At 39.4% G+C, this 16,032-nt stretch carries 16 protein-coding genes; 3 read left to right on the forward strand and 13 right to left on the reverse strand.

Going from position 1 to position 16,032, the window contains the following annotated elements:
• Positions 1-45 precede the first annotated feature (45 nt).
• The 4 genes from ACO1DI_RS07810 to ACO1DI_RS07825 all read right to left on the reverse strand — a co-directional run bounded on the left by ACO1DI_RS07810 (position 46) and on the right by ACO1DI_RS07825 (position 5,725).
• Positions 46-558, reverse strand: coding sequence for an adenine phosphoribosyltransferase (locus tag ACO1DI_RS07810; RefSeq protein WP_013059309.1), 513 nt, complete (start codon positions 556-558; stop codon positions 46-48).
• Positions 559-573: 15 nt separating this feature from the next.
• Positions 574-2,916: a single-stranded-DNA-specific exonuclease RecJ gene (gene recJ, locus ACO1DI_RS07815; protein WP_423145191.1), complete on the reverse strand. Its 2,343-nt coding sequence runs from the start codon at positions 2,914-2,916 to the stop codon at positions 574-576.
• A gap of 140 nt (positions 2,917-3,056) precedes the next feature.
• On the reverse strand, positions 3,057-5,294 hold the full coding sequence (gene secDF, locus ACO1DI_RS07820) for a protein translocase subunit SecDF (RefSeq protein WP_014458136.1): 2,238 nt from the start codon (positions 5,292-5,294) through the stop codon (positions 3,057-3,059).
• A gap of 137 nt (positions 5,295-5,431) precedes the next feature.
• Positions 5,432-5,725, reverse strand: coding sequence for a post-transcriptional regulator (locus tag ACO1DI_RS07825; RefSeq protein WP_025750585.1), 294 nt, complete (start codon positions 5,723-5,725; stop codon positions 5,432-5,434).
• 64 nt (positions 5,726-5,789) lie between these two features.
• Here ACO1DI_RS07825 and spoVB point away from each other — a divergent pair, with 64 nt between their 5' ends.
• On the forward strand, positions 5,790-7,400 hold the full coding sequence (gene spoVB / locus ACO1DI_RS07830) for a stage V sporulation protein B (protein ID WP_014458134.1): 1,611 nt from the start codon (positions 5,790-5,792) through the stop codon (positions 7,398-7,400).
• Positions 7,401-7,420: 20 nt separating this feature from the next.
• On the opposite strand, the gene ACO1DI_RS07835 is transcribed toward spoVB, so the two are convergent.
• Positions 7,421-8,074 carry a DUF421 domain-containing protein gene (locus tag ACO1DI_RS07835; RefSeq protein ID WP_423145192.1) on the reverse strand — a complete coding sequence of 218 codons (654 nt, stop codon included), beginning with the start codon at positions 8,072-8,074 and terminating at the stop codon, positions 7,421-7,423.
• A 146-nt stretch (positions 8,075-8,220) separates the two neighbouring features.
• Here ACO1DI_RS07835 and ACO1DI_RS07840 point away from each other — a divergent pair, with 146 nt between their 5' ends.
• The gene (locus ACO1DI_RS07840; protein WP_014458132.1) at positions 8,221-8,604 is read left to right on the forward strand and encodes a TIGR04086 family membrane protein; all 384 of its coding nucleotides are present in this window, start codon (positions 8,221-8,223) and stop codon (positions 8,602-8,604) included.
• Positions 8,605-8,639: 35 nt separating this feature from the next.
• Here the strand turns inward: ACO1DI_RS07840 and yajC are convergent, their stop codons facing one another.
• The 7 genes from yajC to ACO1DI_RS07875 all read right to left on the reverse strand — a co-directional run bounded on the left by yajC (position 8,640) and on the right by ACO1DI_RS07875 (position 13,851).
• On the reverse strand, positions 8,640-8,903 hold the full coding sequence (gene yajC / locus ACO1DI_RS07845) for a preprotein translocase subunit YajC (protein WP_013059316.1): 264 nt from the start codon (positions 8,901-8,903) through the stop codon (positions 8,640-8,642).
• 72 nt (positions 8,904-8,975) lie between these two features.
• Positions 8,976-10,115 (reverse strand): tRNA guanosine(34) transglycosylase Tgt, encoded by a 1,140-nt coding sequence (gene tgt, locus ACO1DI_RS07850; RefSeq protein WP_013059317.1) that lies wholly within the window; start codon positions 10,113-10,115, stop codon positions 8,976-8,978.
• Between the two features lie 23 nt (positions 10,116-10,138).
• Positions 10,139-11,167 carry a tRNA preQ1(34) S-adenosylmethionine ribosyltransferase-isomerase QueA gene (gene queA, locus ACO1DI_RS07855; protein WP_042991871.1) on the reverse strand — a complete coding sequence of 343 codons (1,029 nt, stop codon included), beginning with the start codon at positions 11,165-11,167 and terminating at the stop codon, positions 10,139-10,141.
• A gap of 23 nt (positions 11,168-11,190) precedes the next feature.
• Entirely contained in the window at positions 11,191-11,391 is a 201-nt protein-coding gene (locus tag ACO1DI_RS07860) for a DUF2905 domain-containing protein (protein WP_028411697.1), read from the reverse strand.
• Positions 11,388-12,389 carry a Holliday junction branch migration DNA helicase RuvB gene (gene ruvB / locus ACO1DI_RS07865; protein ID WP_013059320.1) on the reverse strand — a complete coding sequence of 334 codons (1,002 nt, stop codon included), beginning with the start codon at positions 12,387-12,389 and terminating at the stop codon, positions 11,388-11,390. Before ruvB ends, ACO1DI_RS07860 begins: the two co-directional genes overlap by 4 nt.
• 16 nt (positions 12,390-12,405) lie before the next feature.
• Positions 12,406-13,017: a Holliday junction branch migration protein RuvA gene (gene ruvA / locus ACO1DI_RS07870; RefSeq protein ID WP_013059321.1), complete on the reverse strand. Its 612-nt coding sequence runs from the start codon at positions 13,015-13,017 to the stop codon at positions 12,406-12,408.
• A gap of 297 nt (positions 13,018-13,314) precedes the next feature.
• Complete coding sequence (locus ACO1DI_RS07875; RefSeq protein WP_014458131.1) at positions 13,315-13,851, reverse strand: BofC C-terminal domain-containing protein; 537 nt, start codon at positions 13,849-13,851, stop codon at positions 13,315-13,317.
• A gap of 291 nt (positions 13,852-14,142) precedes the next feature.
• Between ACO1DI_RS07875 and ACO1DI_RS07880 the strand changes: the two genes are divergently transcribed.
• Positions 14,143-15,222, forward strand: coding sequence for a YsnF/AvaK domain-containing protein (locus ACO1DI_RS07880; RefSeq protein WP_014458130.1), 1,080 nt, complete (start codon positions 14,143-14,145; stop codon positions 15,220-15,222).
• 103 nt (positions 15,223-15,325) lie between these two features.
• Here ACO1DI_RS07880 and ACO1DI_RS07885 read toward each other — a convergent pair whose 3' ends face one another.
• On the reverse strand, positions 15,326-15,985 hold the full coding sequence (locus tag ACO1DI_RS07885; protein ID WP_423145193.1) for a YhcN/YlaJ family sporulation lipoprotein: 660 nt from the start codon (positions 15,983-15,985) through the stop codon (positions 15,326-15,328).
• Between the last annotated feature and the right edge of the window lie 47 nt (positions 15,986-16,032).

The following is a 16,032-nucleotide window of genomic DNA, read 5'->3' on the forward strand; positions in this document are numbered from 1 at the left end:
AAAGAGCACCTGTATCAGGTACTCTTTTTTATGTGATCGTTCTTCTTAATACGTCATTAATGTGAATACATCGTAACCGTCTAGTTTGTCACGGCCATCAAGGTAAGAAAGTTCAATTAAGAACGCAGCTCCAACGACAATTCCGCCTAATTCTTCGACAAGCTTAATTGTCGCTTCAATTGTACCGCCTGTTGCTAATAAATCATCTGTAATCAATACGCGCTGACCTGGCTTAATTGCATCTTTGTGAATCGTTAATACGTCTTTACCGTATTCTAAACCATAATCTACTTTGATTACTTCACGCGGTAATTTTCCTTCTTTACGAACAGGTGCAAAACCGATACCTAACGCATATGCTACTGGACAACCAACAATAAATCCGCGAGCTTCCGGACCTACAATAATATCAACTTGTTTATCATTAGCATATTTTACAATCTCATCCGTTGCTGCACGGTATGCATCACCGTTATCCATTAATGTTGAGATATCTTTAAATGTAATACCTGGTTTTGGCCAGTCAGGTACAATTGTAATATAATCTTTAAAATTCATTCTAATGTTGCCTCCTCATTCAATCGAACGCTTAAAAATATCTTGAAATTGATTTTTAAGCTGTACATATGACGTATAAATAAAGTTTTTTTCTATTTCAATCTGCTGCTGTTTTTGGCGATAAGTCGCAGATTCTATTAAATCACGTTTCGCAGAATTTTTCACTAACGAAATTAAGCCATTGTTTATTGTAACAAATTCTAACTCAAAAAACACCTTTGCCATAAAATCAATCGTTTCTTTTGACCAGCCCTTATGAATCGCTAAATCCTCTTTGTAGCGTTTTAAATCAAATGGACCCTTTTTCGCTAAAAAGCCGTAAAACCATTTAAAATGATCGCGAGTTGGGATTGTATCAAAATAATGGTCTTCTTCCGTTAGGAAAATAGCGTATATCCTAGAAGGGATACCTTGAACAAACAAACATTCAAGCCACTTCTGTGAAGGAGGCAAATCTAATAAAACGATCTGTTCTCCTGCAAACATACACGCTTTTGCCTGTTCTTCATTTTGAATAAGAACAACATGCTCCATCGGCAGCAGCGACTTATATTTATCAATTGTTGAAGCGTGAAAAGCAACAACTTTCATTTGATCCGTAAATACCTGCTGAAAGAAACGTTTGACATCAACTGCACTGCGATAATCAAACATCTGCCATTCATCTACAGAAATATCTTCCACCATCAGCTGCGGCTTGCGCATATTGTTCCACTCATTAATAGATAGTTCACCTACTAATGATACTTTAGCTATAGGAGATACTTCATCTAATATATAGCCTAACCCAAATCCTACTGCATCAACCAATACGCCGCTGTCTTCAAATACGAGTTTTAAATGGTTTTTATTAGCACCAATTTTCCGCATAGATGTTGTATGAACATCTTTAATGAGAACTTTTGGCTTCGGGTTATGCATACCAAATGGAGCCAGCGCACTCATTTGTTCAATGTTTTCCAGCGTAATTTCCTCTGTTGTGCATACTGTATCAACTGATGTAATTGGAATAAAATCTTGTTGAGTTAACACGTTGCTTGCTTGTTCATTAAGACGTCTGCGCAGCTCTTCTACATCATCGCTGTTTAATGTCATGCCGGCTGCCATTGGGTGCCCTCCAAAATGCGGCAAAATGTCACGGCATTTAGATAAGTTCGCGAATAAGTCAAAGCCTTCGATACTTCTTGCTGAACCTTTGGCAATACGGTTTTCAGAGTCAATACTTAGTACAATTGTTGGTCTGTAGAACTTTTCTACGAGCCTAGAAGCGACAATTCCAACAACGCCTGCATTCCATCCTTCTCCCTCTACAATAAGAACGCTGTTTTCATCCGGAGGATACATACCTTCGACAAATTCAATGGCTTCTTCTGTAATATCGTTTACGATTTGCTGCCTTTCCTTGTTTAACGTATCAATTTCTTTAGCTAAACCTTTTGCCTCTTCAGCATTTGTCGTCATAAGCAAATGAACAGCTGGATCGGCATCTTGGAGACGTCCTACTGCATTAATGCGAGGAGCCATTGCAAATCCGATTGTATCCTCATTAATTTCTTCACGTTTTACTCCACATACGCTCAGCAGCGCTTCAATTCCGGTGCGCTTCGTCAGCTTGAGATAGTCAAGACCTTTGCGAGCAATTAAGCGGTTTTCGTCGACTAAAGGAACCAAGTCAGCAATCGTCCCAATTACTGCTAGTTCTAACAAATGTTCCGGAAGCTCCCCTAACAGCGCATGAGCGAGTTTAAAAGCGACTCCTACACCTGCCAGTTCTTTAAATGGATATGTACTTCCCGGCAGTTTTGGATGAATAATTGCATAAGCATCCGGTAAAACCGGTCCCGGCTCGTGGTGATCAGTAATAATTAAATCAAAGTTTAATTCACGTGCATACGCAGTTTCTTCGACTGCCGAAATACCTGTGTCTACCGTAATCACCAGCTGATAGCCGCCTGCGCTTATTTTATCAAATGCTGCCTTATTCGGCCCATAACCTTCTGTAAAGCGATTAGGAATATAAAAATCAACATCAGCGCCAAGCTGCTGTAAAGCAGATAACATAACGGAAGTGCTGCTGACGCCGTCAGCATCGTAATCTCCATAGATCATAATTTTTTCATTATGATCAATTGCTTGCTGAATACGAGCTACTGCTTTGTCCATATCTTGCAATAAAAACGGATCGTGGAACGTTTGTGCATCAACGTGTAAAAACTCACGTGCCGCTTCTACTGTTGTCATGCCTCTATTAAGTAATAACGAAGCTACTAGAGGTGTAATATTGAGGTTTTCTACAAATTCATTAACAAGTTGTTCATCACATTCTTGAACATTCCAACGTTTTTTTGACTGTAACATGTCTCTTCACCCCTTAACCCACATTATTATACTAGAGTGGATGAAATGGAGCAACGAAAGAAAATAAGCACATTTTTCTGACAGTACGGCTTGAATTTTCACGCACAAAAAAACGTGCGAACACTTCGCACGTTTTTGAATTACTTGCTTTCTACTTCTTTTTGTTCCTCACGCTTCAACTGTTTTCCTTTCCACACAAGCCATAGCTGAGCAGCAATAAACACAGATGAATATGCACCAAGGATTAAGCCTACTAACAGGGCAATTGAGAAGTTTTGAATTGACTCACTTCCGAATAGAAGAAGTGCTACAACTGCAATTACAACTGTTAACACGGTGTTCATTGAGCGAGTAAACGTTTCACGCAAGCTTAGATTGACGATAAATGCCAAATCGTCAAACGTTTTGGATTTAAATTTCTGCATATTTTCACGAATGCGGTCAAACGTAACGATCGTATCGTTAATTGAGTAACCAACAATCGTCAAGACAGCAGCAATAAACGTTAAATCAACCTCTAACTTCGTTAAGCTGAAGACCGTCACGATAAAGAACGCATCATGCAACAGAGCAAGCACGGCTGCAAGCGCCATGTAAAACTCAAATCGAATCGTTACATAAATGATAATTCCGATTGAAGCAATTACAATCGCCATCATTGCATTTTTCGCTAATTCTTTTCCAACTGTCGGTGAAACGGTGCTTACATTTGGTTCAGAACCGTATTTATCTTTAAAGTGATCTTTTAAATTGGCAATTTCTTTTTTATTCAAGACCCCAACTACACGTACGACACCCGTATCATTACTTTTTCCTGTAATAACTACGTCATCTGTTTCGATATCAAGAGACTTCATTTCGCGCTGTATCTCAGCCTGCGTAACGGTATGATTTGCCGGAATCTCTATGCGAGTTCCGCTCGTAAAGTCGATACCGAGGTTCAGCCTGAATACGGCAACCGAGATAATGCCGATAATGACGAGCACGCTCGAGAACGTGAAAAATGCTTTACGGTATTTAACAAAGTCAATTTTATCCCACGCTGTAGGTAAAACGGTTGTGCCGTCATCTTTGCTTAAATCGTGAATTTGCTCTTTCTTCACGCCAAAGTAGCCTGGTTTTTTATCAAACCAGCGGCTGTTTACTAAAAGACTCATTAGTAAACGAGTACCATAAACAGCAGTTACAAAGCTTAGCACAATCCCGATCATTAACGTTGTGGCAAATCCTTTTACTGAACTTTGACCATAAAAGAATAATACAAGAGCCGCTAACATCGTTGTAATATTGGCATCAAAAATGGTCGCAAGTGAACGACGATTCCCTGCCCGGTAAGCCGATATAACAGATCTTCCTGTTTTTAGTTCATCTTTAATCCGCTCGTAGGTAATGATATTCGCATCTACTGCCATGCCTACACCGAGAATAAGAGCCGCAATACCTGGAAGCGTCATAACCACGTGCATCCAGTCAAATACCACTAAGTTTAAGTAGATATAAAAACTGAGTGTAATAACGGCAATAAGCCCCGGTAAACGATAGAAAAACAGCATGTAAAGGAATATAACTCCAATCCCGATAATACCCGCTAGTATAGTCGTGTGAAGAGCTTCTTCTCCAAACTGTGCTCCAACGGATGTAGAGTATAGCTCATCTAATTTAACCGGGAGCGACCCGGCATTTAGCAATTCCGCCAGCTGCGTTGCACTTTTCACTGTGAAGTTGCCACCTGAAATCTCAACATCTGGCTGTGTTAACACGCTGCTAACAGAGGCTGCAGATAGATACTTCGGATTTTGTTTTGTCGCTTCTTTTTGGTACGAGTCTTTTCCTTCCTCATAATCCAGCCAAATGACAATTAAATTGTTAGGTGCTGGTTTTTGAGAAAGCTCTCGCGTGATCTTTTCAAATTTTTTCGCATTTTTTAACTTTAGTGAGACGCTAGGCTGATTGCTTTGGTCAAACGATTGCTTTGCTCCGCCTTGCGCTAAGTCTGTACCATCCATCAGCACCTTATCGTTCACGTCACGGAACGTTAAGTTTGCTTGAGTTGATAACAAATCCCTGGCCTGCTTTTGATTCGTGACACCAGCTAGCTGAACGCGGATACGGTCGTTTCCTTCAATTTGAATGCTGGGCTCACTAACTCCCAGTACATCGACACGTTGACGCAGCGCTTCAACCGTGCTGTTAAGTGCCTTTTTGTCAATGACATCGCCTTTTTTAGCTGGACTGACTTTATATAAAATTTCAAATCCACCTTGAAGGTCGAGGCCAAGTTTAATATCTTTTGTAATTCCAGTCATCGTTGTTCCGATTGTACTAAACACAAGCAGTACTAAGAGGAAAAAGGCAACGATACGTCCTCTTTTAACCATCGACAGAAAATCCTCCTTCTTATGTAAAAAACATGAAATGATAACAATAGATAAATGACCAATCTAATTATCATTCATAACCTAATGTCTGTCAAATAAAGACCTTATCAAATTTTAATACATGTATTTTACAAGCTTTACTTTAATAATTCTTTCCAGTCTTCTCCATTATTAACACTTGAGAACATATCAGATTTATAAGATTCAATTGTTACATAACTCATCACCTGCGTGATCTTAACAGATAAAATATCATTTACAACTTGATGGAGAGATAGCTCCTTTTCTTTTTTCCATTTTTTCATTTCTAAATAACTCAATAAATCGTTCTCCGTTACTTCTTCATATCCAAGCATATGAAATTCTTCCATTTTGCTGGATAAGACAGGCTGTATAAGTTCTTTCGAAGCTGAAATAAATGGATGTGTCATATCGATCCTCCTTTCCGTTTGACATTTTGCGTAAAATTTCTTTCTCGTATGAGGAATACTTGTCATGCTTGGACACCGGGGGCGCATATATTCACTGTATAAACCTCAAGAAAGCAGTGAGTATATGTCTAAATTTTTACAGGGAACTATTATTTTAATAATTGCTGGCTTAATTACACGTGTACTCGGGTTTGTCAATCGAATTGTGGTGGCTCGAATGATTGGAGACGAAGGTGTGGGACTTTATATGATGGCGGTCCCCACGCTGGTATTAGTAATCACCTTAACACAGCTTGGGCTACCGGTTGCCATATCCAAGTTAGTGGCAGAAGCAGAAGCTTTAGGTGACAGGCATAAAATAAAAAAAATACTTGTCGTCTCTTTAAGTATTACGTGTACGCTGAGCGTTTTATTTACGCTCGGACTAATATTATTCGCTCCCGTTGTAGCAAAAACCTTCTTTACAGATTCACGTACGATCTATCCGCTGCTTGCGATTATTCCAGTTATTCCAATCATCGCCGTCTCGTCTGTCATCCGCGGATATTTTCAAGGAAAGCAGCAAATGAAGCCTGCTGCTTATTCTCAAATTATCGAACAAGTGGTGCGCATTACGTTAATTGCCGTATGTACAAAAGCATTTTTGCCTTATGGAATTGAGTACGCTGCGGCTGGCGCTATGCTCTCTTCCGTATTTGGAGAACTAGCTTCACTGTTTTATATGGTGTTTATGTTCAAGCGAAAGAAGAAAATAACGGTAAGACGAAAATTTTTTGCTTCTTTACATGCGGGCAAAGATACGTTCTTTGACTTAATGCGAATCGCTCTTCCTACGACTGGAAGCCGCATGATTGGGTCAGTTTCTTGGTTTTTAGAACCGATTGTAGTAGCTCAAAGTTTAGCAATTGCAGGAGTAGCGACAGCTGTAGCAACGAAGCAGTACGGAGAATTAACAGGCTTTGCACTCCCTCTCCTGATGTTGCCTTCTTTTGTAACAGTTTCTCTGTCCACTTCTTTGGTTCCCGCAATCAGTGAATCTCTTGCACAGAATCAAATGAAACAAATCGAATATCGGCTTCATCAAGCTCTCCGCTTGTCGTTTGTAACAGGCGGACTGGCCGTTGTTGTTCTTTATGTATTTGCTAATCCGGTAATGGAATTGATGTACGGTTCTGACAAAGCTGCTATTTTTGTCAAGGTAATGGCGCCTTTTTTTATCTTTTACTACTTTCAAGGGCCGCTTCAAGCTGTTTTGCAGGCACTAGACCTTGCAAAAGCCGCCATGATTAACAGTTTTATAGGAGCAGCGGTCAAAACATCTCTTATCTTCTTACTCGCAACTCAGCCCAATCTAGGCATTATGGGAGCTGGCCTTGCAATTGTTGTCGGAATGATGCTTGTCACTCTTTTACACCTGTCTACGGTCATGAAAAAAATCACGTATAAGCTTCATGTGTTTGAGTATCTTCGCAGTTTTGCTGTAATGGGAATATCAGGTTTTATCGGACACTTCGCTTATATGAATCTTTTCACTTCCATTCCTTTAAGCTTACGAACCGTTTTATCAATTGCACTGACAAGCTTTGTATATGTCCTGTTTTTGCTTCTTTTTAGACTGATAACAAAAGAAGAATTAAACCGTTTTTCTGTTTTACGTTATTTTAAACGAAAATAAAACGCGGAGCAATCCGCGTTTTATTGTTTTACATCTACTAAATCTATAAAAAACTTTCCATTGTCATAGCTGCAATATGAAATTTTATCCAAGTTTGAATACCCACGTTTTTTCAGTTCTGTCCTTAACCATTCCGTTGTTTTATGTTCATGCAGCAGATGCTCTTCTTGAATAACGCCGTCAATGATAAAAGGCAAATTTAAATTGCCTTTTTCACCTGATTGCTGATCTTTTTGAAACACGGATAGCCTTCCTGAAGATTCTAAAATGGCAAATTCAACATCAGCTAAATTTTTTATATTTTTATCTCGCAGCTGCACGAGCAAATCATTGAAGTTATATCGCTGCCTTTTCATTTCATGTTCGTTTATTTTTCCATTTTCAATAATAATGCTAGGTTTGCCATCAATAAAATTTCGCATTCGATTGCTTTTAAGAGACCATATAGCTAAGCCGATTTGAATAATAAGAAGCGTTAACATCGGAAGAATTGAATGCAGCAAAGGATCTTTTGGATTTTCAATAGCCATTACTGCCATTTCAGCAATCATAATAAAGACCACTAAATCCAATATGCTCAGCTCCCCTATTTCCCTTTTGCCCATAACGCGAAAAATAATTAAAACTACTACATATAAAAGAACGGTTCGCGCAACCATGATCAATAGTTCCACTGCAAAGACCTCCTTTATGTATTCCCTTGTAGTTTGTACCATTTATTTTAAAATAGCCTTACTTTTATGCGTCTATTTTGAAGTCATCCCGAATATGCTCGTACTAAGGGTTCACCTATCTTTTTATTTCATGAGGGGGAAACAAGTTGGGTGCAAAACGAATGAGCAACGCTGTATTTGCAGGAGTAGCAACAATCTTGGTAATGGCCTTAGCGATTAGCATTATCTTTTCGCTTATTTTAAAATTCACATCGCTTGAAGAACAATCCGTACGTTTATTTTTGCTTATTCTCTCATTTATTACACTGTTTATCGGAGGATTTATCGCGGGAGGACGAAACGGTTCAAAGGGACTTCTTGTTGGAGGAGCCACTGGTATTTCTTATTCTTTTTTAATGTTTTTACTACAATTCCTCGGCTATAGTCACCTGTTTTCTGCACAGCAGCTTTTATTTCACGCTGGATTTATTGGAGTCGCTATTCTCGGGGGAATTGTTGGCGTAAACATTGCCGGTTCACGAGAAGCATAAAAAAACGTCACGTACATGTACGTGACGTTTTTTTATTAATCTACGCTTCTTACTTCACGAATAGCATTGCGGTCAAACGTTAATTTTGAACCGTCAGTGCTGCGAACCACAACTTGTGACTCATCAATTGCGTCTACCAAACCGTGCATACCGCCAATTGTAACAACCTTATCACCTTTTTTAAGTGCTGATTGCATTTGCTGTACGTTTTTTTGACGTTTTTGCTGTGGACGGATTAACAAGAAATAGAAAATGACAAACATTAAAAGTAATGGCCAAATATTTTGTAAAACACCCATGAAAACTCCTCCTTTTATTTATATTATCAACAGGTACTCATTCATAAATTTGATGAAAATTCCTGTAGTGACCTAGAAATTCTTTGCGTCCGGGCCGTTAAACCCATATTTTTCAAAGAACTCATCGCGGAAATCGCCAAGTCGGTCTTCGCGAATGGCTTCACGGACTTGCTCCATTAAGTTTAGCAGAAAATATAAGTTATGGTAAGATGTTAAACGAATTCCAAACGTTTCATTACAGCGAATTAAGTGGCGAATATACGCTCTTGAATAATTTTGACACGTGTAGCAGTCACAGTTTGGATCAATCGGACCGAAGTCTTCTGCATATTTTGCATTTTTAACAACAAGACGACCTTCGCTTGTCATAAGCGTTCCGTTACGTGCAATACGCGTTGGTAATACGCAATCAAACATATCAATCCCGCGAATCGCTCCATCAATTAACGAGTCAGGTGATCCTACTCCCATTAAATAACGTGGTTTGTCAGTTGGTAAGTATGGCGTCGTAAACTCAAGCACACGATTCATTACATCTTTTGGTTCTCCAACTGACAGCCCTCCCACAGCATAACCTGGGAAGTCCATTGAAACTAAATCAGCTGCACTTTGACGGCGTAAATCTTCAAACTCTCCGCCTTGAACAATCCCAAAAAGACCTTGGTCTTGAGGGCGGCTGTGAGCCTCAAGGCATCGCTCTGCCCAGCGGCTTGTGCGTTCAACTGAACGTTTTAAGTAGTCATATTCTGCTGGATAAGGTGGGCATTCATCAAATGCCATCATAATATCAGACCCAAGCGCATTTTGAATGTCCATCGCTTTTTCTGGAGATAAGAAAAGCTTGTCTCCATTCAAATGGTTGCGGAAATGAACGCCTTCTTCTTCAATACGGCGCAAATCACTTAAGCTAAAAACTTGGAAGCCGCCTGAATCCGTTAAGATGGGACGATCCCAGTTCATAAATTTATGAAGGCCTCCCGCTTTCTTAACAATTTCATGACCTGGACGAAGCCATAAATGATACGTATTACTTAAAATAATGCCTGCCCCCATTGCTTTTAAATCTTCCGGAGACATTGTTTTTACTGTAGCTAATGTGCCTACTGGCATGAAAATAGGCGTTTCAAATGAGCCGTGAGGCGTATGGACAATCCCTAAACGCGCTCCTGTTTGTTTACAAGTTTTTATATGTTCGTAACGAATTGCTGTCATTGATGTATTCCTTTCATGTTAAATTACAAAATTAGCATCGCGTCGCCGAAGCTGAAAAAGCGATACTTCTCTGCTACAGCTTGTTCATAGGCAGAAATGACGTTTTCTCTTCCTGCTAAGGCACTTACAAGCATAATGAGCGTAGATTTTGGAAGATGGAAATTTGTAATCATTCCATCAATTGCTTTAAATTCATACCCCGGGAAGATAAAAATATTGGTCCAGCCTGAAGAAGCAACAAATTTGCCGTTATGCTCAGTCGCAATCGTTTCAAGGGTACGGGTAGAAGTTGTGCCTACTGAAATAATGCGACCGCCTTTTTCGCGTACGCTGTTTAGTAAAGCAGCGGTTCCTTCACTCACTTGATAAAACTCTGAGTGCATATCATGCTCTTCTAAGTCGTCAACGCTGACTGGACGGAATGTACCCAATCCAACATGAAGCGTTAAAAATGCAATATGCACACCTTTTTCTTTTAACTGTTCAAGCATCTCTTCTGTAAAGTGAAGACCTGCTGTTGGCGCTGCTGCAGAACCTTGTTCGCGAGCAAAAACCGTTTGGTAGCGTTCTTGATCATCCAAGCGCTCTTTAATATAAGGAGGCAGCGGCATTTCTCCCAGTTGTTCTAGAACCTCATAAAAGATGCCTTCATAGTTGAATTCTAACAAACGTCCGCCTTGGTCGCTCGTTTCTTTACATACAGCTGTCAGACGTCCGTCACCAAACGAAATAACCGTGCCTTCTTTTACTCGCTTAGCCGGTTTTACAAGTGTCTCCCACGTATCGCCTTGTGTTTGTTTTAAAAGCAATACTTCAATATTAGCACCTGTATCTTCTTTTGTCCCAAATAACCGTGCAGGAAGAACACGCGTGTCGTTTAACACTAAACAATCTCCTGCTTGCACATAATCAAGAAGGTCATGAAACATATGATGCTTCACACTTCCTGTTTCTTTGTTTAATACCATGAGCCTTGACGCATCTCGCTGCTCAAGTGGTGTTTGCGCAATCAATTCTTCTGGTAAATGAAAATCAAATAAATCTACTTTCAAAATGTTCACCTGTTTCTACTTAATTATTTAAATCTGCCAATTACATAAAAAATAAGTGATAACACAACGCTTACTAGAATACATGTCACAATCGGGAAATAAAAGGTTGTATTTCCTTTTTTGATAAAAATATCGCCAGGAAGCTTGCCAACAAACTGCCATAACAGCCCAATGACGACTAAAATGCCCCCTAATGTGATAAGCATCTTAGGCATATCATTCACTGATCAGGCACCTCCAGCTGAAAATGATCATAAACCAAAGGCGTCACAATTCGTCCTCGCGGCGTCCGCTGCAAAAAGCCGATTTGCAATAGATACGGCTCGTATACGTCTTCAATTGTGTGAGACTCTTCACCAATAGTAGCCGATATTGTGTCTAACCCTACAGGTCCGCCCCTAAATTTTTCGATAATCCCTCTTAATAATTTATGGTCAATATGATCAAGACCTAAACGGTCCACCTGCAACATTTCTAATGCTTCGTTGGCAAGCCTTTCGGTTATGGCTCCGTCTCCTTTGACCTGAGCAAAATCTCTGACTCTTCGAAGCAAGCGATTCGCAATACGCGGAGTTCCCCTAGCACGCCTAGCCATCTCAAACGTAGCTTTCTCATCAATCTCTACATCTAAAATAGCGGCTGTCCTTTCTACTATCGAAGCAAGATCTTCTTCTTGGTAATATTCTAAACGGCTTAAAACGCCGAAGCGATCACGCAAAGGAGAAGATAAAAGCCCGGCTCTTGTCGTTGCACCTACTAGCGTAAACGGAGGCAAATCCAGACGGACGGAGCGTGCACTCGGTCCTTTTCCAATAACAATATCCAAACAGAAATCTTCCATTGCTGGGTATAGTACTTCTTCAACCGAACGATTTAATCGATGAATTTCATCAATAAAAAGCACATCTCCAGGCTCTAAGCTGGTTAAAACTGCGGCTAAGTCGCCTGGACGCTCAATGGCTGGCCCTGAGGTCGTTCGGATTTGCACGCCCATTTCATTAGCGATAATAGTAGCAAGGGTTGTTTTCCCCAATCCTGGAGGACCATATAAGAGCACGTGATCTAACGTTTCGCTTCGCATTTTGGCAGCTTTAATAAAAATGTCCAGATGGGATTTTACTTTATGCTGACCAATATACTGCTGTAAGGTTTGCGGCCGCAAACTCTGCTCGATGATTTCTTCTTCACCAAGAACATCTCCCGTTACAATACGATCGTCCATTTTACTCCTCCCTTACTTATTGTTTCAATAATCGTTTTAGCGCTTCTTTAATATACTGATCCGTTGTCATCGTTTCCTTCATTAAAGCCGGAACAATTTTTTTGATTTCTCTTTCTGCATAACCTAATACTTTAAGTGCTTCAATCGCTTCATCAAGGGCTTCTGAACTTTGAGATTTGACTTCTTGTGCGTCCAAATCTGCAAATAAAGAAGGGACGGCATCTGGTACAATATCATGCAGCTTTCCTTTTAAATCTAGAATCATCTGTCGAGCTGTTTTTTTACCTACTCCTGGAAACTTAACTAAAAACTTCTCGTCTTCCTCTTCCACAGCTTGGACAACCTGCGCTGGATTACCTGACGCTAAAATAGCTAAACCGCCTTTTGGGCCGATTCCTGACACGCTAATTAACTTCATAAATAAATCCTTTTGTTCTCGGGAAGCAAACCCGTAAAGTGCAATTACATCTTCTCTTACATATTGATAGGTGTAAACCGTCTTTGGTTGTTCATCAATTGAAAATACATATGGATTCGGCGTAAAGACTTGATAACCTATCCCGTTGTTTTCGATTACTACATACTCAGGATTTATATATGTAACAGTGCCTTTGATATAATCAAACAATAAGCTCTCTCCTTAATCACGTACGCGCGGGCAGTGACCTTCAACTTTGCCTACGAAGAATCCTGCCCGCATCGTTCTCTATTTTCCTTTAAAGTTGCTTTTTAAAAAGACGTTCAAGAGAACGTTTGCCTCTTTTCATCTTTGTCAACCCACTTTTACAATAGCTGTAAATAATAGAACCGCCCACTTGTATTGATGAATGACCTTTTAAAATATATACAATACTAGACTGCTGAATACCATTTTAACATACCGCCAAAAGCAAATAGAAGCAATTTAGAATGTTGAATTCAATAATTATTTTACCATACTAAAAAACGGCTGCTCGATTGAAAGCGGCCGCTGCTGGAGCTGATAGATTTTATAGAAATTAATGAGGGAAAGATATTCATCTTTTGATTGAACGCGAATACCTTTCTTTAATTGTTCATGCTGATAGCTTTCAAGCCTTTTGATGTCAATTTGAAAAAACGACTGTATAATGTGCTGCGACGAAGCTGGTTTGCCTTCAAATGCTGAGAGAATACCGTTAACAGAAAGCCCTACGTAACCGTTCTCTTTTAAAATAGGTGAAATATCGTCTATGCTCGTTCTAAAAACTAGCTCTTGATCCGTTTCTTTAAGCAGTCGCCAATTTTTATATTTTTTCATTAATTGTTTTTTCGTCATAGAAGGGCTTTTGATCATCTCTTGACTTACGACTCCATCCACATACACGCGCTCAAGAAATAATGTCATCGGCTCCTTTTCATTCGCATCTGCACGGTATGGCATTATACAAAGCACAATACTTACTAGCATTAAAAAAGCTGCTTGATGAATGACTTTCTTCACTCACCTTCACCTCACACGTTAATCATACTCTTTTTAGTATTATCTAAAAAGGTTTTGTGAAAATCTACACTAATAGTTTGACCTACTTATTTTCTTTTATCCTCTTATTTTATTAAGCAAATCCTTTTCACGATATTATGTTAAGAAAACATGGATTATTTGTTACATTTGCACACTATTTGTAAAATTTTCTCTTGAACGTTTTAATTAAATTTTCGCAGGGTATGTACATAGTGGAAGTAATTGTAAGGACTTCTATTATCTATTTTCACAAAAAAGGGAGCTGAAGTAATGAGAATGAATAAACGTGTAGTCGGAACTTTTTTTTCAGAGAAAGAAGCTTTAGATGTTATCCATAGTTTAAAACGTCAAGGTTATCGAGAAACAGACATTATGGTTATTTCTAACAGTAAAAGCAATACATTTCAAATAGGTCATGATACAAATGTAATTATTGAAGCTGGTTCACCTGCCGTAAGTTCATTAGCTGGCGTCATGATGGATAACTTTTTTACCATGATGACAGGCGGCATGGGACTCAAACAAGGCAACGGCTTGAAATCAAAATTAATCCGAATGGGCATACCAGACATCTCAGCCGTGCAGTGCGAGACAGATGTAGCTGCTGGTAAAATTCTAATCTTGATAGATGCCGTAAGCTCTGAACAAACTCCAGCGTACGGAACCTATACGGAACACAACGAACATAGAGCCGTCCAACTGCGTGAAGAAAAATTAGATGTCTTAAAAGAACGCGTCCAAGTCGGTGAAGTAAAACTCCACAAAAAAGTAATAGAGGAAGAAAGAACTGTACACGTTCCTGTTACAAGAGAAGAGTTTTATATTGAACGCCGCCCTGTAGTTGACGGAGACTATAACGCTGGGCCACTTACAGAAGATGAAATTATTCGTGTTCCAATCATGGAAGAACGAGTAGAAATAACCAAAAGACCAGTTATTGTTGAAGAAGTCATTATAGGAAAAAAACTTATTCAAGAAACAAAAGAATGGACTGAAACGATTAAGAAAGAAGAAGCAAGCGTAGAACCTGATGGACTCGCGAGCCCTGAAGTGTACGAAAATATGATGAACTATACAGACCATACTTACGCTCAAGTTTCTGCAGCTCTAGCAAGCGACGTGGAAGCTGAATACGATAATAGTCAGACAACTAACAACGAGAAGCCAAACACACAAGCTAATGAGACAAGCTCTTCTGCAAAAAATGTAAAAAATACAAAGAGTGTCGCTACGGCACCAGCAGATACGAAAAAAAGAGAAGGTCGCCTCAAACAAAATGAAACTAACGCTCAAAAGGAAGAAGCGGAATCCAAAACAACAAGCAAATCTGCTTCTAACAAGAAAAATTAATAGTTACATGTTCGAGGAATAGCTGCCTGGCTTCAATGGCAGCTTTTTTATATGTCTTCTCATCAAAAAAACAGCCGTCTTTCACAGACAGCTGCTTCTTTATTTAACGATGTTTATGATTGACATTCTCATCAACTGATTCAAATAGACCATTGAAATTAGTTTGAATCGTATTTCGGTCTTTTCCATTTCGAATATCGTCATCAAGAGAGCGAGCGTTCATAAATACATCATGATCTACTTTTACTTGAACATTGTAGTCCTTTGCAATAGGCTTTACTTTATCGAGCACGTTTTGTTTTAAACGGCCGTTATTTATGTCTTTGGCCGGATCTACAGCAACTAATAGCTGATCTCCACGGACAACGGCGCGGCTATTTTCTACACCTTTAACGCTTGCAGCTCGATCAGCCACTTTTTCCGTAAAGTCTCTTGGATAATCTTCACCATAATACATATTAGCAACGCCATTTGTACGATCATTTGTATTATTGGTGTTTCCATAAGGGTTTGTCGGATTGTCAAAACGTCCATCACTTACGTTTAACGGATAATTAGGTGTTCCATTTCCATCTAAAACTTCAGTCATTGGACCTTTCGGATTATCTACGCGATGTTCATTCTCTTTTTCATTTGTATGATACCCAACAGGCTGTGTCGTATCTGTATAGCGCTGCTCCATACCTTGGTCTTTGTTATTGCAAGCACCAAGTCCCATCATACATGCAAAAGCTAAAGAAGTTGCTACATACCTATTCAACATAATCGCCCCCTAATTTAAGCTCTATTTACTCTGAGCTTACTCTTAGG

It is taken from the genome of Priestia sp. 40, assembly GCF_049368575.1.
GTDB classification, from domain to species: Bacteria; Bacillota; Bacilli; order Bacillales; family Bacillaceae_H; genus Priestia; species Priestia zanthoxyli.